The organism is Nocardioides agariphilus (genome assembly GCF_015352445.1).
GTDB classification, from domain to species: Bacteria; Actinomycetota; Actinomycetes; order Propionibacteriales; family Nocardioidaceae; genus Nocardioides; species Nocardioides agariphilus.
Genome location: NZ_JADKPO010000016.1, coordinates 1 through 17,212, shown reverse-complemented (window position 1 = coordinate 17,212; position 17,212 = coordinate 1). Strand labels below are relative to the sequence as shown.

Sequence of the window (17,212 nt, the reverse complement as noted above, 5' to 3'; positions counted from 1 at the left end):
GGGTGGGCAACCCCTTCTTCACTCCCAGTGGGCTGCCGTTCGGCCTGCCGCCCTTCGACGACATCACCGACGAGCACTTCGCTCCTGCCTTCGACCGCGGCATGGCCGAACAGGCCGCCGAAGTCGAAGCGATCGTGGGCGATCCCGAGAGCGCGACCTTCGCCAACACCATCGAGAGGCTGGAGCGCAGCGGGCAGTTGCTGCGGCGCGCCACCAAGGTGTTCTTCAACAAGGCAAGGGCGGACAGCAACAGCCGTATCGAGGAGCTGCAGACGACGTACGCCCCTCTCTTCGCTGCACACGAGGATGCCATCAGGCTCAGCCCGGCACTCTTCGAGCGCATCCGCGTCGTGCACGAGCATCGCGCGACGCTCGATGCCGAGCAGCAGTACCTCGTCGAGCGGTACCACACCGAGTTCACCCTGGCCGGAGCGGGACTCTCGCCCGAACAGAAGCAGTCGGTGAAGGAGATCAACGCCCAGCTCTCCACGCTGCAAGCCCGTTTCGAGCAGGCCCTGAACGCCGACACCAACGACCTGGCGCTGGTGGTGGACGCCGCGGCCGACCTCGATGGGTTGACGGCGGGCGAGCTGTCAGCCGCGGCCACCGCGGCGAGGGACCGTGGTCTGGACGGGAAGTACGTCGTCACTCTCCAGCTGCCGACCGCCCACCCCTACCTCGGCGCACTCACGAGTCGTGAGACCCGGCGCCGCCTCTACGAGGCGCAGCGGGCGCGGGGCAGCAGAGGCAACGACCATGACACACGAGGCACCCTGCTCCAGATGGTGCGCCTGCGCGCCGAGCGCGCTCGGATCCTCGGGTTCGCCAACCACGCATCGGTGACAACTGCCGACAACACAGCGGGCGCGCCCCGGGCCGTCCGCGATCTCCTGGATCGGCTGGCGGCGCCAGCCGCTCGCAACGCGCGTGCCGAGCAGCGGGCTCTCGAAGGCCAGGCAGGCTTCCCGATCGAGGCCTGGGACTGGCCGTTCTTCGCAGAGCGCGTCCGCGAGGCGGAGTACGACGTGGACCTCGCGGCGATCCGGCCCTACTTCGAGGCCGAGCGGGTGCTGCACGACGGCGTCTTCTTCGCCGCCACCAGCCTGTTCGGCATCAGCTTCACCGAACGCTCCGATCTCGTCGGCTACCACCCGGAGGTCCGGGTCTTCGAGGTCCGCGAAGAGGACGGGAGCCCGGTGGGTCTCTACCTGCTGGACCTCTACACCAGGGACTCCAAGAGCGGCGGGGTGTGGATGGAGAGCCTGGTGGACCAGTCCGCGCTGCTTGACATGCCGACTGCGGTCGTGGTGAACAACCTGAACGTCCCCAAGCCTGCCGAGGGGGAGCCGACCCTCCTGACCTACGACGAGACGCAGGCGCTCTTCCACGAGTTCGGCCACGCCCTCCACGGTCTCCTCGCTCGAGTCAGGTACCCGAAGGCAGCCGGCACCTCGGTCTTCCGCGACTTCGTCGAGTATCCGAGCCAGGTCAACGAGATGTGGATGCTGTGGCCCGAGGTCCTGGCCAACTACGCCGTCCACGTCGAGACCCACGAGCAGCTCCCGGCCGCCGTCGTCGAGAGGCTGGAGGCCGCTCGCACGTTCAACGAGGGGTACCACACGACCGAGTACCTGGCCGCGGCGCTGCTCGACCTGGCCTGGCACGAGATCCCTGCCGACGCGGACATCGGGGACGTCGCGGCCTTCGAGGCGGCTGCCCTCGCCGCGGTCGGGCTGGACATCGCGGCGGTCCCGCCGCGTTACTCCTCGCCGTACTTCGCGCACATCTTCGCCAGCGCCGAGTACAGCGCGGGCTACTACGCCTACATCTGGAGCGAGGTGCTCGACGCCGACACGGTCGAGTGGTTCACCGAGAACGGCGGCCTGACCCGCGCCAACGGGGAACGGTTCCGGACGTACGTGATCGGCATCGGTGGGTCGCGCGATCCGCTCGCGTCCTACCGGGAGTTCCGCGGACGCGACGCCGTAATCGAGCCACTGCTGCGACGACACGGCCTCAACGACCCCGCGGGACGCGACGAGTCCGAGGCCTGATCCCGCCGCCTCAGCTGACAACCGCTGCCAGGTAGTAGCAGCTGACCGCAGGCGTCCCGCCGTACCCATCCGGCAAGTACGGCGCGGGGCCGACGACTTCGTAGGACGCGAGCACGCTGTCGTCGACCATCCGATCCACGATCGCCTGGCAGTCCCGCTCCGGCCAGAGGTCCTCGCGCTGCGTGGCGATCACGAGGCCGCCGGGTCGTGCCAGCCGGGCGAACTCGCGCCACGCGGACTCGACGTCCGGGAGGTAGGTCATCACGCCGACGCACATGACTGCGTCGAACCCGTCGTCGTCAAGGGCCAGTGGCTGCTGGAGATCCGCGCGCTCGAGGGAGTCGTAGCCGCCGCGCTCGCGGGCGACATCGAGGGAGGCTTGCGAGAGATCGAGGCCGACGAGGCGGCCCGCGTATCCGCGGGCGCGCAGCTCCCTGCCGACGAGTCCGGTGCCACAGCCGACGTCGAGCACCGACTCGGCATCGGGGAGCCGGGTGAGCACGGTCGTGGCCACCCGAGCCGGTGCTTGGTAGGACCACGACGCGAGGTCGGTGTCATAGGTCTGCGCCCACCGGTCGTAGCGGCCCGTTACCTCGCCGGGGTCACCCGAGCTCTGGTTCAGCCAGTCGCCGATCGTCAACCCAGGAGCCTCGGCAGGAGGTCGCTGACTCTGGCTCGCAGGTCGGACGAGGCGCCACGGTCGCCGACCAGGTGGGCGAGCAGGCCCTTCTCGAAGACGCCGTCGAGCAGGGCATAGATCGTGGCGACGTCCATGGTGAGAGGCCGGCCGGCCAGCTCGGCGTACGTCGTCACGACCCGGCCGATCATCTCCTGCAGGGTCGCGTCGATCAGCAGCACGTCGGGGCGGAACTGCTCCTCGAACATCGACTGGGTGCGCAGGTCGTACCACAGGCGGTGCACCGGGGCCTCGGTCGTCATGGTCTCGACGAGCTTGTCGGCGAACCTCGCGAGCAGCTCCTCGGCCGTGCGGGACTCGGCGACCAGGCCGTCGTACCTCGTCACACACTGGGACTTGTAGTGGCGCACGCAGTGGGTGATCAGCTCGAACTTGTCGGCGAAGTAGTAGTGCACGACACCGTGGGAGAACTCGGAGTTGTTGGCGATCTCGCGCAGCGAGGTGCGCGCGTAACCGAGCTCGCCGAGGGTCTCGAGGGCGGAGATCGCCAGCTGGGTGCGGCGCTCGTCGTACTTGTCGGCAGGGGTACGACGAGTGCCCCGAGCAGTTTCGACGGCGGCGGTCACGGGCGTCAGGGTAGCGCCCGAACAGACCCTGCTGGACAGACGTCAAAGCAATGCTTGACGGGCGTCAAGCAGCGGGGTCGAGGTGAGAGCGCTGGCAGCTGGTTTCGAGACGGTTGCTAGCGCAACCTCCTCAACCAGCGGGCAGATGTTCCGCTGGGACACCGATCCCGGCGCCTGGCTGGCCTACGCCTGCCGGGTCGCCGGCCGCAACCTCGATCAGGAGGAGTGGAGCAACGCCTTCACGTCCGAGCCGTACCGGGAGACCTGCCCTCGCCGTCAGTGACGAACGTGTCGTCAAACGGCCGTCGAGACAGCACGTTCGTCACGGACGGCGTCCCTCCCGGCGAGCTCGGCCTGCCAGACGGCTGGGCGGGGGACCGAGCGGATGCTGGTGGACAGCGTGGGAACCAGCGCGACGAGGGCGACGAGACCGCCGATGACGGCGACGGCTGCAGGGCCGCCGACGGTCTCGAGGAGTACGCCGCCCAGGAGCGGCGCCAGCCACATCACCGAGGTAGACATGAACGACGAGGCCGAGGCGGCGCGGCCCTGGAGCTCGGACGGGGTGTGCGCGATCCGGTAGGTCTGACCGCCCGCATTGCCGGCCGGGTTGAGGAACAGCCCGAAGGCCAGCGCCGCGGCGACGACGGCCGGGTTGTTCCACAGCACCATCGGCACCACGATCGGCACGAAGCTCCACGCCACGGTCACCAACAGCGCACCGGTCGCCATCCGGTCGATGATCCAGGGAGCAGCCAGGGCGCCGAGGATGCCCGACACGCCAGCCGCGGTGGAGACCAGGCCGATGGCCTTCGGGTCGAAGCCCTCCTGTACCAGCCGTAGCAGCGCCACGAAGAACATCGCGTTGACCAGCAGGTTGATCGAGGCCGACCAGACGATGAGGGCCCGGAAGTAGGGCCACGACAGCACGAACCGGAAGCCCTCGGCGATGTCCTGGCGGGGACTGCGGCGCGGCTGGTCGGCGGGCGCCGAGAGGTCGGTGCGCAGGCGGCCGGCGAGCAGCCAGTACGCCGCGAACGTGACGGCGTCGAAGGCGAACGGCAGCCAGCGGGTGACGCCGTACAGGACGCCGCCGAGCGGACCGCCGAGCAGCGCACCGACGTGCTGGCGGGCCTGGCTCTGGCTGAACGCGGTGGGCAGCAGCTCGCGGGGTACGACGGACCGCACGGCCGACATCTCGGCGGGACCCGACAGCCCGGTGGCGACACCGGTCAGCAGGCCGACCGCGACGAGGTGCGGGATGGTCAGGGTGCCGAGGAGGCCGGCGACGGCCAAGGATGCGTAGAGCAGCGCGCCGCCACCGCTGGCCGCGCGCATCAGCAGCTTGCGATCGACCCGGTCAGCGAGCACGCCAGCGGGCAGCAGCGCGCCGCACAGCCCGATCAGGAAGGCCGCCTCGACCACTGCTGCCCACAGCGCCGAGCCGGTGAGCGCGTAGGTCACCAGCGGGAAGGCGAACAAGCTCACCTGGCTGCCCAGGTCGCTGATCGTCTGGCCGGTCCAGAGGATCGTGAAGTCGCGGTTCTTGGAGAGCTCGCGGTAGCCGGTCATATGCGCAACGATACGTGCGCAACTACATATGCGCAAGAACACGTGCGCAATGAATCGTGCGGGACTGGCTAGGATGGGCGCATGGCATCCCCACGGGAGATCCCCAGGCTCACCGACGTCCGGATGCTGCGCGGCATCGCCCACCCGATGCGCAACCGGATCCTCGAGGAGATGAGCGCCGGGGGGCCGATGCGCGCAGCAGACGTGGCAGAGCGGCTGGGCATCCCGGCCAACCAGGCGTCCTTCCACCTGCGTCAGCTGGCGAAGTACGGGCTGGTCGAGGAGGCCCCCGAGCTCGCCCGCGACGGTCGCGACCGCGTCTGGCGAGTGGTCCACGAGAGCGGGCTCAGCGTCAACCTCGAGGACCTCGAGGGACAGTCAGGAGGCAAGGCCGCGGTCGCGGTGTTCCGTCGCTCGTGGACCGCCGCGGCCCACGCTGCGATCGACCGCGCCGACCAGCCCGAGAAGGGCAAGGACGTCACGGTCGCGGTCAGCACCCACGCACTCCGGCTGACCAAGGCCGAGGCCAAGGCGCTCGCGGGCGAGATCAACGACCTCGTCGATGAGTGGCGCGAGAAGAAGCAGGCCAAGTCGGGCCGCACCTACGAGGTGCTCTGGGTGCTCCAGCCGGCTCCCGAGGTGGAGTCCTAGGCTGGGGCGGTGCCTGCCCGCCTGCGACCTGCTCCGGCCGAGGCCGTTCGCGATGCCCTGTCGGCCTCGCCCCGCAGCGACGAGCAGACGCGGCTGCTCGTCAAGCACTACCTGGCGGTGCTCGAGGCGCGCGAGCCCGGGAGGTCGGTCGAGGTGCGCGTGCCGCCCTACGCCGCCGTGCAAGCGATCCCGGGCGTCCGCCACACCCGCGGCACCCCCCCGGCGGTCGTGGAGACCGACGCCTCCACGTGGATAGCGCTGGCGACGGGCTCCCTGTCCTGGACCGCGGCAGAGGCCGCCGGACTGCTGCGCGCGAGCGGGGAGCGGGCCGACCTGTCGCCGTACCTCCCGCTGACGTCAGGGGCCTGAGATGGTCGTGGTCAGCGTTCCGTTCGCCCGCCTCGCCGAGACGGCGGGAGAAGTCGACGGAGTCGAGTACGTCGTGTGGGACGGCAGCGAGTCGCCCCTGCGTGATGACATCGAGCTGGTCGTCCTCGACTACCGCAACGCCAAGATGACGCTCGATCGCCTCGACGCGCTGCCAGCCCTGGCTGTCGTGCAGACGCAGACCGCAGGCGTCGACGGCATCGCCGAGCACCTGCCTGACGGGGTCCTGCTCGCCAACGCCCGCGGGGTCCACGACGACGCGACCGCCGAGCTCGCGCTGGGTCTGACCATCGCGTCCCTGCGCGGCATCGACCGGGCGGTCCGCGAGCACGGGCACTGGCACCGCGGGCGGGAGACGCGCTCGCTCGCCGACTCGAACGTGACTGTGTTGGGCTATGGCTCGATCGGACGCGCGCTGGCCGCTCGGCTGCTGGCCTGCCGTGCGCGCGTCACCGCGGTCGCGACCTCTCCGCGCGACGACGACCTCGTCGGCCGGGTCGTCACCGACGCCGACGTCGACTGGGCTGCGCAGCACGTCGTGGTCGTCGTACTCCCGTTGTCTTCTGCCACGCACCACCTGGTCGATGCAGCGTTCCTCGCGCGTCTCTGCGACGGCTGCCTGGTGGTCAACGTCGGCCGCGGGCCACTGCTCGACACCTCCGCGGTGATCGCCGAGGCCGACCGCCTGCGGTTCGCGCTCGACGTCACCGACCCCGAGCCGCTCCCCGACGGCCACCCGCTCTGGTCAGCACCCGGGGTGCTCGTCACCCCGCACGTCGCGGGAGGTACGACGGCGATGCTGCCCCGGATGGGCACCCTGCTGCGCGACCAGCTCGAGCGCTACGTCGCCGGCCGGCCTCTCGGCAACCTGGTGAGCGGACAGACCCGTGGGTGAGCACGACTTGCTCATTCGGCACGCGATCGCCTGGGCGGAGAAGAAGAAGCGACCGTTGGATGCGGGCGTCCTGGAACAGATCCTGGACCTTCGCTGGGTCAATGACGAGCTTCCGACAGGCGACTGGCCACCTGGCGCCGCGGAGCGACTGCTGCTCGTCACTTGGCCGGCGTACGGCTCGCCCCCTCCGGACGGCCAGCTGCTCGGCGAGACCTTGGACTGCCTGTGGGGATTCCTGAGGGCCACCGGTCGGATGTCGGCAGGCTCGGCGAGCCCGGCCGAGCTTCGCAAGGAGATGAAACGGGCGTTGCCGAAGATGACGCAGGCCTACGACGACCCGTCGCGGCACTCGCAAGGCCGGGTGCTCGGTGAGTTCGGGCGCTCGATCGGTATCGAGCTCGACGGCGCCGCCGACCTCGACGAACTGCGGCGACGGCTGGACGCGGTCCAGGAGGCCTGGAACGCATTGCCCCAGGAAGAGCGCTTCCGGCTGATGCCCGATGCCTCCCCCAAGAGTGCGCGCGGTCAGGACTGGACCCGGATGGTCAACAACCTGCCGGACGATGACTACGACGAGCCCCCGTTGCGACGGGGCGTGGTCGCAGAGTCTGCTCGCGATGTGCGGGGGTCGTCGTTCCTACGTCAGTGCCTGGCTCTCGCCGAGTGGCTGGAACCTGGACGAGACGTCACCCAAGCGGGGCTGCTGCGTCCGGCTGTCGCGCGCGAGGCTTACGGCGCGCTCGACCTCTGGCCCTGGGAACGCGAGTGGGATCGGCTCACGTACGGCGAGCGTCAGACTCCCGACGATGCCGAGATTGACCGCGTCAGGGCGGAAGCTGCGTTGCACTCCTGGCACAGCGCTGGGGACTGTCTGCCACTCGACCGCTTGTGGTGGCCGATGGTCGAGACGGGGATGGTCTCGGTCGGCTCACGGCGTGCCCACTCCGCATGGGAGCGGCCGAGGGAGGATGAGGAGTGGGTGGTGTTCGGGCTGACACTGGTCGCGAGCCTGTGCAGGCGACTGGGCAGCTACCGCGTGGAGCCACTCCTGGGTCTGATCGCGATGCCTGCCCTGGCAGACGACGCCATCCCCGTGGCTGAGGTTCGGGAGTGGTGGGACTCTCGGTGCCCTCCGAGCCTGCGTGGACTGAGTGCACTCGGGTGGCAGGAGCGACTCGATCTCGCGATGTTCCACTTCGAGGACTGCGGCCTGTTCCGGGTCATCGGCGATCGCGTCAGAGTGACGGAGCTCGGTCTCGACAGCGTCGGAGTGTTGATGGGCATGTTCGACGACGGCAAGTTCGACGACGGCTCGGACTAGCAAGGATGTCCGGGTCTGAGGCGCACCAGGTGCGCCGCAGACTCGGACATCACGCGTGGATCAAGCTCGGAATTCGGCCATCACCGTCTTGAAGGCCTCGACGAGGGTGTCGATGTCGTCGTCGGTGGCGACGAGCGGCGGGGCGAGGCGAACGGTCTGGCCGTGGGCCTCCTTGGCCAGGACGCCCTGCTGCAACAGGGCCTCGGTGACCTGGCGGCCAGTGGCCACGCCGTCGGTGATGTCGATGCCGCACCACAGTCCCCGGATGCGCACCGCGTCGAAGCCGTTGCCCACGAGCGGCGCGAGGCCTGCCTCGAGGCGCTCACCGAGGCGCACGGCGGCTGCCTGGAACTCGCCGGTCTGCAGCATCGCGACCACCTCGTGGCCGATGGCCGCAGCGAGCGGGTTGCCGCCGAAGGTGGAGCCGTGGCTGCCGGGCGTGATCACGTCGAGCACGTCGTGGTCGGCCGCGATCGCGGACACGGGGTAGATGCCGCCGCCGAGCGCCTTGCCGAGCACATAGATGTCGGGGACGACGCCCTCGTGGTCACAGGCGAACGTGGTGCCGGAGCGGCCGAGACCCGACTGGATCTCGTCGGCGACCATCAGCACGTTGGTCTCGGTGCACAGCGCACGCACCTCGCGCAGGAAGCCCTCCGGCGGGATGATCACGCCGCCCTCTCCCTGGATCGGCTCGAGGAGCACGGCGACCGTCGTCTCGTCGATCGCGGCGCGCATCGCGGCGATGTCGCCGTAGGGGACCATCCGGAAGCCGGGGGTGTAGGGCGCGTAGCCCACCGTCGCGTCGGAGTCGTTGCTGAAGCTGACGATCGTGGTGGTGCGGCCGTGGAAGTTGCCCTCCATCACCACGATGGAGGCCTGCGCCTCCGCGACGCCCTTGACGTCGTACCCCCAGCGGCGGCTGACCTTGATCGAGGTCTCGACGGCCTCGGCGCCGGAGTTCATCGGCAGGATCAGGTCCTTGCCGGTCAGCTCGGCCAGCGCCTGGGCGAACGGCCCGAGCTGGTCGTTGAAGAAGGCCCGGCTCGTCAGCGTCAGCTTGTCGAGCTGCTCGTGGGCACGAGCCAGCAGGCGCGGGTGGCCGTGACCGAAGTTGAGGGCCGAGTAGCCGGCCAGGCAGTCGAGGTAGCGCTTGCCGTCGACGTCGGTGACCCAGGCACCGTGGCCCTCGGCGAGCACGACGGGCAGCGGGTGGTAGTTGTGAGCGGCGTACTGCTCGGTGAGGGCGATGTGTTGCTGCGTGCGCCCGGCAAGTGACTGGGCGGTCGTCGTGCTCGTCATGGTTGCATCCTCGCTCACGCACGGCCCGGAAGACAAAACATTGTCTGACAAAGTCTGGGCGTGTTCCTGCCCTCGCTAGGGTCCGGTGCATGGCGACCACTCCCACGATCGACGAGCTTCGCGCCCGCGTGCAGCAGGTACTTCCCGGCGTACGCCGAGACCTCGAGGACCTGGTGCGCATCGAGTCGGTGAGCGCCGACCCCGAGCGGGCAGCCGACGTACGCCGGTCGGCCGAGGCCGTGGCCGCGTTGCTGGAGGCCGAGGGCTGCACCGCGCGCATCACCTCGGCCGAGGGTGGCGGCCCTGCGGTGATCGCGCACAAGCAGGGTCCCGACGGGGCCCCGACGGTGCTGCTCTACGCGCACCACGACGTCCAGCCCGAGAACGACCACGCCGACTGGGACTCCCCGCCCTTCGAGCCGACCGAGCGCGGCGACCGGCTCTACGGCCGCGGCGCCGCCGACGACAAGGCCGGCATCGCAACGCACGTCGCCGCTCTGCGGATCTTCGGAGACGACCTGCCGGTCAACCTCGCCTTCTTCATCGAGGGCGAGGAGGAGATCGGCTCCGAGTCCCTGCCCGCACTGCTGCGCGAGAACCTCGAGGACCTGCGGGCCGACGTCATCGTGATCGCCGACTCCGGCAACTGGGACATCGGCGAGCCGGCCCTCACCACCTCGCTTCGCGGGCTGGTGCGCATGGACGTCGAGGTCCGCACGCTGACCCACGCGGTCCACTCCGGCATGTGGGGCGGTCTGGTGCCCGACTCGCTGATGACCTTGGCCCGGTTGATCGCGACGCTGCACGACGACCGCGGCAACGTGGCCGTCGAGGGGCTGCACTCCGGCCCGGCCGCCGACGTCGACTACCCCGAGGCACGACTGCGCGCCGAGTCCGGAGCGGTGGCGTCGATCGAGTGGATCGGTGACGGCTCGACCGTGGAGAGACTCTGGACCAAGCCGGCCCTGTCGATCACCGGACTCGACGGCCCCAAGGTGGCAGGCGCATCCAACACGCTGGTGCCCGCTGCGCGCTGCCGGATCTCGATGCGGATCGCGCCCGGTGACACCACGGCCAACGCCGAGGCGCGACTGCGCGAGCACCTCGAGAAGCACGTCGCGTGGGGCGCCGAGCTGTCGATGACCACCGTCGACACCGGCGAGGCCACGCAGATCGACGCAACGGGCCCGGCGTACGACGCCGCACGCGCCGCGTTCACCGAGGCCTGGGACGGCACCGCGCCGGTCGACATGGGCGTGGGTGGGTCGATCCCGTTCATCGCGGAGTTCCTGGAGACGTTCCCGCAGGCGTCGGTGCTGGTGACGGGAGTCGAGGACCCCGACACCCGTGCCCACGGCGCCAACGAGGGCCTGCACCTCGCGGAGTTCGAGAAGGTGCTGCTCGCCGAAGCGCTCCTGCTGCGCAACCTCGGCTGACCGATCGTCAACTTGGTTGACGATTGCGCGAGGAGCACCTAGCCTTTCGTCAACCAAGTTGACGAAAGGATCGTGATGAGCGTCATCACCGCACCCGAGCAGCCGACCCATGACCTGGGCGGCACCCGTTTCACCTCCCTGGCGACGCCGAGTCGGGGCAGCAGCGAGACCTCCGTGTGGATCGTGGAGATCGATCCCGGGGTCCCTGCCACTCCTCACTCGCTGACCCGCGAGGAGGTCTTCGTGGTGCTCGACGGGGCTGCGGCCACCTCGGTCGACGGAGTCCACGGCCGTGCCGGCGTCGGTGACGCGATCGTCGTACCTCCCGACGTGCCGTTCGAGATCGCCAACGAGGGCGAGCACGTCCTGCGCCTTCTCTGCTGCCTGCCCGTCGGTGGCGAGGCAGTCACGGCCGAAGGCCGCTTCACCCCGCCGTGGGCTCGATGAGCGACCCGGTCGACGAGGTCCCGATCGCACGGCTGCTGGCGGTCGCCTACCGGCAGCTGATCGACGGCCTCCATCGGCGCCTGGCGGAGCGGGGCTGGGACGACGTCCGACCGGCGTACGGCTTCGTCCTGCTGGCCCTGCGCGACGCCGATGCCAAGGTCACCGACCTCGCTGCGCTCCTGGGCGTCAGCAAGCAGGCCACGTCCAAGCTGATCGACCAGATGGTCGAAGGCCGCTACGTCACGCGCGTCGCCCCCGCCTCCGACGCTCGGCAGCGCACCATCGCCCTCGCGCCGCGGGGCCGCGAGCTCCTGGCCGCGGTCGAGGGCATCTACGGTGAGCTCGAGGGCGAGTGGGCGAACCTGGTCGGCACGCAGGCTGTCGCCCGCCTGCACAAGACCCTCACCGAGGTGGTCCTGGCGACCCACGGCGGCGCGTTCCCCACGGTCAGGCCGACCGGCTGAGCCGCGCCTCGAACAGCTCGCGGTGGCGTGGGTGCCAGTGGGTGGGGGAGCCCTGCGCGTCGACGTTGACCTCGACGACGCGAGACCTGGCCATCACCTGGTCGCCGTCGCGGACCTCGGACTCCAGCGTCACCGAGGTGCGGCCGACGGCCACGATCCGCGACCACACGGCGTACGGCTCGGGGCGCAGGTCCACCTGGCGCAGGTGGTCCATCTCGCTGCGCACGACGACGGTCTCGACCGTGCCCTCGACCCGGGCCTCCTGGAAGACGCCGGTCAGCACCTCGGCGTAGCCCTCGTGGACGTAGTCGAAGTAGCGGACGTTGTTGACGTGACCGAGCAGGTCGATGTCGGAGAAGCGCACGTGGATCGGCCGCTGGTGGGACGGTCCGCTCCACGGGTCGGGCCGACGGCGGCTGTCCTCGAACGGAGCGTCCTCAAGGTGTGAGGCCAGGCGCTCACGCTCGTCGGGGGCGAGGCGACGGGGGCGGGACTCGGCGAACACGAAGGGCGTCAGGGTCGTGGTCGCCAGCGCGTGCGTGCCCGCCGCGGTGCTCACCTCGTAGCCCATCGTGAACGACGCGGCCTTGATCTCGGTCACCCACGTCTCGACGGTCACCGGCGCGTCGTCGAGCCGCATCGGTCGCACGTACTCGACCACCGTGCGCACCACGACCAGGCCCTCCCCGGGATTGGGAGTCGGGGAGGTGTCGTGGTGGCGCAGCAGCGCGAGCCGCGCCTCTTGGAGGTAGTCGACGTAGAACACGTTGCCGACGGTGCCGTCGCCGTGGAGGTCGGCGCGCCTGAGCTGGCACTGGTAGCTGTGTCGCCGGGAATTCGCGTGCACCTGCCCAGACAACCAGACATCGTGGCGGGGTGTCCTTGCGCGTCCAGGCCCTCATCGTCGACGGGGCTCGCAGTGGCGAATGCAGTACGACGCGTATCGGCGCCTAGACTGACCGCGTGCACCCCACCGGCCGCAGAGGCGGCGACGGACGGCTGACGTTGGCACTCGACCCGCAGGACCAGGGGCCCCAGGACCACTGCGGTGTGTTCGGGGTCTGGGCCCCGGGCGAGGACGTCGCCAAGCTCACGTACTTCGGGCTCTACGCGCTGCAGCACCGGGGCCAGGAGTCGGCTGGCATCGCGGTCAGCAACGGCAGGCAGATCTTGGTCTACAAGGACATGGGGCTGGTCTCGCAGGTCTTCGACGAGTCCACGCTGTCGAGCCTGGTGGGCCACATCGCCATCGGCCACTGCCGCTACTCCACGACCGGCTCGAGCTCCTGGAAGAACGCGCAGCCGACGTTCCGCGCCAGCCACGGCGGCTCGATCGCGCTCGGCCACAACGGCAACCTGATCAACACCCACGAGCTCAAGCAGATGGTCGAGCTGCTGCCCAAGGAGCAGGACGAGCTGGACCTGCACCTGCGACAGGGCGGCGACGCCTCCACCAACGACACCGGCCTGGTCACCGCGCTGCTGGCCCACCACCCCGACACCACCCTCGAGCAGCGAGCGCTCGAGGTGCTGCCGCAGCTCAAGGGTGCGTTCTCGTTCGTCTGGATGAACGAGGACACCGTCTACGCCGCCCGCGACCCGCAGGGCATTCGTCCGCTCGTCCTCGGCCGCCTGGCCCGCGGTTGGGTCGTGGCCTCCGAGGACTCCGCCCTGGCGACCGTCGGTGCCAGCGTCGTCCGTGAGGTCGAGCCTGGCGAGCTGCTCGTGATCGACGAGAACGGCCTCCGCTCCCACCGGTTCGCCGAGCCCGAGCCCAAGGGCTGCGTCTTCGAGTACGTCTACCTCGCCCGGCCCGACGCCACCATCAGCGGCCGCAACGTGCACGAGGCCCGCGTCCAGATGGGTCGGCGGCTGGCCCGCGAGCACCCGGTCGAGGCAGACCTGGTGATCCCCGTGCCCGAGTCCGGCACGCCGGCTGCCGTCGGGTTCGCCGAGGAGTCCGGCATCCCCTACGGGCAAGGCTTCGTCAAGAACGCCTACGTCGGCCGCACCTTCATCCAGCCCAGCCAGACGCTGCGCCAGCTCGGCATCCGGCTCAAGCTCAACGCTCTGGAGCACATGATCCGCGGCAAGCGCATCATCGTCGTCGACGACTCGATCGTGCGCGGCAACACCCAGCGCGCCCAGGTGCGGATGCTCCGCGAGGCAGGCGCAACCGAGGTGCACGTCCGCATCTCCTCACCGCCGGTGAAGTGGCCGTGCTTCTACGGCATCGACTTCGCCACCCGTGCCGAGCTGATCGCCAACGGCCTCGACGTCGACGAGATCGCCGCCAGTGTGGGCGCCGACTCGCTCGGCTACATCTCGCTCGACGGCATGATCGAGGCGACCGGCCAGACCGAGGACCGACTCTGCTCGGCGTGCTTCACCGGCCGCTACCCGATCGAGCTGCCCGACGAGCGGCTGCTGGGCAAGCACCTGCTGGAGGCCCCGTCCGTGTCACCGTCGTACACCGCGGCGCTCCCCGTGCTCAACAACCCGTGAGGCTGATCGTGAGGATGGGCCAGTGACCGACTCGTACGCCGCCGTCGGGGTCTCCATCGCCGCCGGTGACAAGGCCGTCGAGCTGATGCGCACCTGGGTCGAGAAGGCCAGTCGGCCCGAGGTGGTCGGCGGCATCGGCGGGTTCGCCGGGCTCTTCGACGCCAGCGCCCTGAAGAAGTACGACCGGCCCCTGCTCGCGAGCTCCGCCGACGGCGTCGGCACCAAGGTCGCGATCGCCCAGGCGATGGACAAGCACGACACGATCGGCTTCGACCTGGTCGGCATGCTCGTCGACGACCTCGTGGTGTGCGGCGCCGAGCCGCTGTTCCTCACCGACTACATCGCCACCGGTCGCGTCGTCCCCGAGCGGATCGCCGCGATCGTCAAGGGCATCGCCGAGGCCTGCGTCGAGGCGGGTTGCGCCCTCATCGGAGGAGAGACCGCCGAGCACCCCGGGCTGTTGGAGCCCGACGAGTACGACGTCGCCGGATCCACGACGGGAGTGGTCGAGGCCTCGCGCCTGCTCGGGCCCGACCGGGTGCGTCCGGGCGACGTGGTGGTCGCCATGGCCTCCAGCGGTCTCCACTCCAACGGCTACTCCCTGGTGCGGCACGTGCTGCTCTCCGAGGCAGGTGCTGGCTGGGCCCTCGACCGCGATGTGCCCGGGCTCGGCCGCACGCTCGGCGAGGAGCTCCTCGAGCCGACCCGCGTCTACGCCAAGGCCTGCCTCGACCTCGCCGACAGGGTGCAGGTGCACGCGATGTCGCACGTCACCGGCGGTGGCCTGGCCGCCAACCTCGCCCGCGTGCTCCCGGTCGAGGTCGCGGTCACGATCGACCGCGCCACCTGGACCCCCGGCCCTGTCTTCGACCTGGTGCGCCAGGTGGGCGAGGTACCCCAGCCCGACCTCGAGGCCACCCTCAACTGCGGCGTCGGGATGGTGGCCCTCGTCGCCCCGGACGCCGCCGACGCCGCTGTCGCCGCGCTGGCCGAGCACGACGTACGCGCCTGGGTCGCCGGCGAGGTCGCCTCCGCGCCCGACCGTGACTCCGGTGGCACCGTTTCGTTGGTAGGTCAGCACCCGGGTTGGTAGGCCGGCGCCCTCGACCAGCGAGCGGCGAGTCGGCTGTGAGCGATTTCGCGGACGTCTATGTGCAGGAACAGCCCGGCACCAGGTAGCGTTGGGGCCACGACAGATACCGATCAGACCGGTGTGCCCGCACGAGCGTGAGCCCCGGCCAAGTGCGAGGGGGTCGACCCTATGGGGCGCGGCCGTGCCAAGGCGAAGCAGACGAAGGTCGCCCGCGACCTGAAGTACCGCACTCACGAGACGGACTTCGGGGCGTTGGCCAAGGAGCTACACGGCGACGACCCGGGCTCCGACGAGCAGGACGACGGTCCTGACCTCGATCAGTGGGCTGACTACGCCGAGCCCCGGCGCGACTGACCCTCCCTGACTGCTGGGCAGGCACTGCTCAGGCGTGGCTCAGCGGAGGTAGAGCCCTCGCAGCCGACCCACGTCGCGGATCCGGCGCTCGGCGAGACGGTCGGCAGCGATGGCGGGAGGTACGCCGTCGGTGCGGGCCACCTCGAAGACCTTGCGGGTGGTCTCGAAGATGCCGCTGGCGCGCTGCTTGGCCCGTTCGAAGTCGAAGCCGTGCAGCTCGTCGGCGACCTGGATGACCCCGCCGGAGTTCACGCAGAAGTCGGGCGCGTAGAGGATTCCGCGCTCCTCGAGCCGCTTCTCCACGCCGGCGTGCGCGAGCTGGTTGTTGGCACCGCCGCACACGATCTTGGCCGTCAGCGTCTCGACGACCTCGTCGGTGAGTGCGCCGCCCAGGGCGTTGGGGGAGTAGACGTCGAGTCGCTCCGCGAGCAGGGACTTGGTGGACGAGACGCCCTTGACGTCAGGGAACTCCTCGCTGACCCGTAGCAGGGCCTCGGCGTTGACGTCGGTCACCACGACGCGGGCACCGTCGTCGGTGAGGTGCCGCACCAGGTGGCGGCCGACCTTGCCGACGCCGGCGATGCCGACGGTGCGGCCGGCGAGGGTGGGCTCGCCCCAGACCGCCTCGGCGGATGCGCGCATGCCTTGGAACACGCCGTACGCGGTGAGCACCGAGGAGTCGCCGGCGCCGCCGTTGGCGACCGTGCGACCCGTGACGAAGCGCGACTCGCGAGCTACGACGTCCATGTCGACCGAGTAGGTGCCGACATCGCAGGCGGTGAGGTAGCGGCCGTTGAGCGACTGCACGAACCTGCCGTAGGCGCGCAGCAGCTCCTCGGACTTGTCGGTCGAGGGGTCGCCGATGATGACCGCCTTGCCGCCGCCCAGGTCGAGGCCGGCCAGCGCGTTCTTGTAGGTCATCCCCCGCGCGAGGTTGAGCACGTCGCGCAGAGCCTCGTCGGTCGAGCCGTAGGGGTAGAAGCGGGTGCCGCCGAGTCCGGGGCCCAGGGCCGTGCTGTGCAAGGCGATGATGGCGCGGAGTCCGCTGGCCGGGTCGTTGCAGAAGACGACCTGTTCATGCTCGGAGCCGAGCTCGAAGACGTCACTCATAGGGCCACTTTCTCGTGGGAGCCGCGTCGGGTGGGCGGCAGTCGGTCCGTGGTGGTCTCGCCGTCCTGGATCGCAGGCACGTGCGAGGCCTCCAGCCTATTGCAGCCGCGCGGCTCCTCGCTGGTCGAGGAAGGCGCGCTGGCGCCTGTCTCGAAGCCAGGTGTGCAGACAGACGGGTCTGACGGGCGCTTGCCCGGGTAACGAGTGAGGTTGCTAGCGCAACCTCCTCAACCGACGGTCATGGCAGCCGCGCGGCTCCTCGCTGGCCCGTAGCAGGGCCCCGGCGTTGACGTCGGTCACCACGACGCGGGCACCGTCGTCGGTGAGGTGCCGCACCAGGTGGCGGCCGACCTTGCCG

General features: G+C 70.1%; 18 protein-coding genes. 12 read left to right on the top strand and 6 right to left on the bottom strand.

Annotation, left to right across the window (positions count from 1 at the left end; all coding sequences use genetic code 11):
- The first annotated feature begins 2 nt into the window (after positions 1 to 2).
- Positions 3 to 2,054, top strand: a complete 2,052-nt coding sequence (locus ISU10_RS12990; protein WP_194696833.1) for a M3 family metallopeptidase — start codon at positions 3 to 5, stop codon at positions 2,052 to 2,054.
- 10 nt (positions 2,055 to 2,064) lie between these two features.
- Here ISU10_RS12990 and ISU10_RS12985 read toward each other — a convergent pair whose 3' ends face one another.
- Positions 2,065 to 2,694 carry a class I SAM-dependent DNA methyltransferase gene (locus ISU10_RS12985; protein WP_194696832.1) on the bottom strand — a complete coding sequence of 210 codons (630 nt, stop codon included), beginning with the start codon at positions 2,692 to 2,694 and terminating at the stop codon, positions 2,065 to 2,067.
- Positions 2,691 to 3,317 (bottom strand): TetR/AcrR family transcriptional regulator, encoded by a 627-nt coding sequence (locus ISU10_RS12980; RefSeq protein ID WP_194696831.1) that lies wholly within the window; start codon positions 3,315 to 3,317, stop codon positions 2,691 to 2,693. Before ISU10_RS12980 ends, ISU10_RS12985 begins: the two co-directional genes overlap by 4 nt.
- A gap of 82 nt (positions 3,318 to 3,399) precedes the next feature.
- Here ISU10_RS12980 and ISU10_RS12975 point away from each other — a divergent pair, with 82 nt between their 5' ends.
- Positions 3,400 to 3,600: a hypothetical protein gene (locus ISU10_RS12975; RefSeq protein WP_194696830.1), complete on the top strand. Its 201-nt coding sequence runs from the start codon at positions 3,400 to 3,402 to the stop codon at positions 3,598 to 3,600.
- An 11-nt stretch (positions 3,601 to 3,611) separates the two neighbouring features.
- Here ISU10_RS12975 and ISU10_RS12970 read toward each other — a convergent pair whose 3' ends face one another.
- Complete coding sequence (locus ISU10_RS12970; RefSeq protein WP_194696829.1) at positions 3,612 to 4,889, bottom strand: MFS transporter; 1,278 nt, start codon at positions 4,887 to 4,889, stop codon at positions 3,612 to 3,614.
- An 81-nt stretch (positions 4,890 to 4,970) separates the two neighbouring features.
- On the opposite strand from ISU10_RS12970, the gene ISU10_RS12965 reads away from it, so the two are divergent.
- Genes ISU10_RS12965 through ISU10_RS12950 form a run of 4 tightly spaced genes read left to right on the top strand, consistent with a single transcriptional unit; the run spans position 4,971 to position 8,143 of the window.
- Positions 4,971 to 5,540 carry a winged helix-turn-helix domain-containing protein gene (locus ISU10_RS12965; protein ID WP_194696828.1) on the top strand — a complete coding sequence of 190 codons (570 nt, stop codon included), beginning with the start codon at positions 4,971 to 4,973 and terminating at the stop codon, positions 5,538 to 5,540.
- A 9-nt stretch (positions 5,541 to 5,549) separates the two neighbouring features.
- Positions 5,550 to 5,909: a sterol carrier family protein gene (locus ISU10_RS12960; RefSeq protein ID WP_194696827.1), complete on the top strand. Its 360-nt coding sequence runs from the start codon at positions 5,550 to 5,552 to the stop codon at positions 5,907 to 5,909.
- Between the two features lies 1 nt (position 5,910).
- The gene (locus ISU10_RS12955; RefSeq protein ID WP_194696826.1) at positions 5,911 to 6,822 is read left to right on the top strand and encodes an NAD(P)-dependent oxidoreductase; all 912 of its coding nucleotides are present in this window, start codon (positions 5,911 to 5,913) and stop codon (positions 6,820 to 6,822) included.
- The gene (locus tag ISU10_RS12950) at positions 6,815 to 8,143 is read left to right on the top strand and encodes a hypothetical protein (protein WP_194696825.1); all 1,329 of its coding nucleotides are present in this window, start codon (positions 6,815 to 6,817) and stop codon (positions 8,141 to 8,143) included. Before ISU10_RS12955 ends, ISU10_RS12950 begins: the two co-directional genes overlap by 8 nt.
- 60 nt (positions 8,144 to 8,203) lie before the next feature.
- On the opposite strand, the gene rocD is transcribed toward ISU10_RS12950, so the two are convergent.
- Positions 8,204 to 9,445, bottom strand: a complete 1,242-nt coding sequence (gene rocD / locus ISU10_RS12945) for an ornithine--oxo-acid transaminase (protein WP_194696824.1) — start codon at positions 9,443 to 9,445, stop codon at positions 8,204 to 8,206.
- 89 nt (positions 9,446 to 9,534) lie between these two features.
- Between rocD and ISU10_RS12940 the strand changes: the two genes are divergently transcribed.
- From ISU10_RS12940 to ISU10_RS12930, 3 genes are all read left to right on the top strand, one after another.
- Entirely contained in the window at positions 9,535 to 10,881 is a 1,347-nt protein-coding gene (locus ISU10_RS12940) for a dipeptidase (RefSeq protein WP_194696823.1), read from the top strand.
- Between the two features lie 75 nt (positions 10,882 to 10,956).
- The gene (locus ISU10_RS12935; protein ID WP_194696822.1) at positions 10,957 to 11,328 is read left to right on the top strand and encodes a cupin domain-containing protein; all 372 of its coding nucleotides are present in this window, start codon (positions 10,957 to 10,959) and stop codon (positions 11,326 to 11,328) included.
- Positions 11,325 to 11,792, top strand: a complete 468-nt coding sequence (locus ISU10_RS12930; protein ID WP_194696821.1) for a MarR family winged helix-turn-helix transcriptional regulator — start codon at positions 11,325 to 11,327, stop codon at positions 11,790 to 11,792. Before ISU10_RS12935 ends, ISU10_RS12930 begins: the two co-directional genes overlap by 4 nt.
- On the opposite strand, the gene ISU10_RS12925 is transcribed toward ISU10_RS12930, so the two are convergent.
- Positions 11,776 to 12,639 (bottom strand): thioesterase family protein, encoded by an 864-nt coding sequence (locus ISU10_RS12925; RefSeq protein ID WP_194696820.1) that lies wholly within the window; start codon positions 12,637 to 12,639, stop codon positions 11,776 to 11,778. The two genes, ISU10_RS12930 and ISU10_RS12925, sit on opposite strands and share 17 nt — an antisense overlap.
- Before the next feature lie 116 nt (positions 12,640 to 12,755).
- On the opposite strand from ISU10_RS12925, the gene purF reads away from it, so the two are divergent.
- The 3 genes from purF to ISU10_RS12910 all read left to right on the top strand — a co-directional run bounded on the left by purF (position 12,756) and on the right by ISU10_RS12910 (position 15,744).
- Complete coding sequence (gene purF / locus ISU10_RS12920; RefSeq protein ID WP_194696819.1) at positions 12,756 to 14,297, top strand: amidophosphoribosyltransferase; 1,542 nt, start codon at positions 12,756 to 12,758, stop codon at positions 14,295 to 14,297.
- A 22-nt stretch (positions 14,298 to 14,319) separates the two neighbouring features.
- The gene (gene purM / locus ISU10_RS12915; RefSeq protein ID WP_194696818.1) at positions 14,320 to 15,390 is read left to right on the top strand and encodes a phosphoribosylformylglycinamidine cyclo-ligase; all 1,071 of its coding nucleotides are present in this window, start codon (positions 14,320 to 14,322) and stop codon (positions 15,388 to 15,390) included.
- A 168-nt stretch (positions 15,391 to 15,558) separates the two neighbouring features.
- Positions 15,559 to 15,744 (top strand): DUF3073 domain-containing protein, encoded by a 186-nt coding sequence (locus ISU10_RS12910; RefSeq protein WP_194696817.1) that lies wholly within the window; start codon positions 15,559 to 15,561, stop codon positions 15,742 to 15,744.
- A 39-nt stretch (positions 15,745 to 15,783) separates the two neighbouring features.
- Here the strand turns inward: ISU10_RS12910 and ISU10_RS12905 are convergent, their stop codons facing one another.
- Complete coding sequence (locus ISU10_RS12905) at positions 15,784 to 16,854, bottom strand: Glu/Leu/Phe/Val family dehydrogenase (RefSeq protein WP_194696816.1); 1,071 nt, start codon at positions 16,852 to 16,854, stop codon at positions 15,784 to 15,786.
- Positions 16,855 to 17,212: the final 358 nt, after the last annotated feature.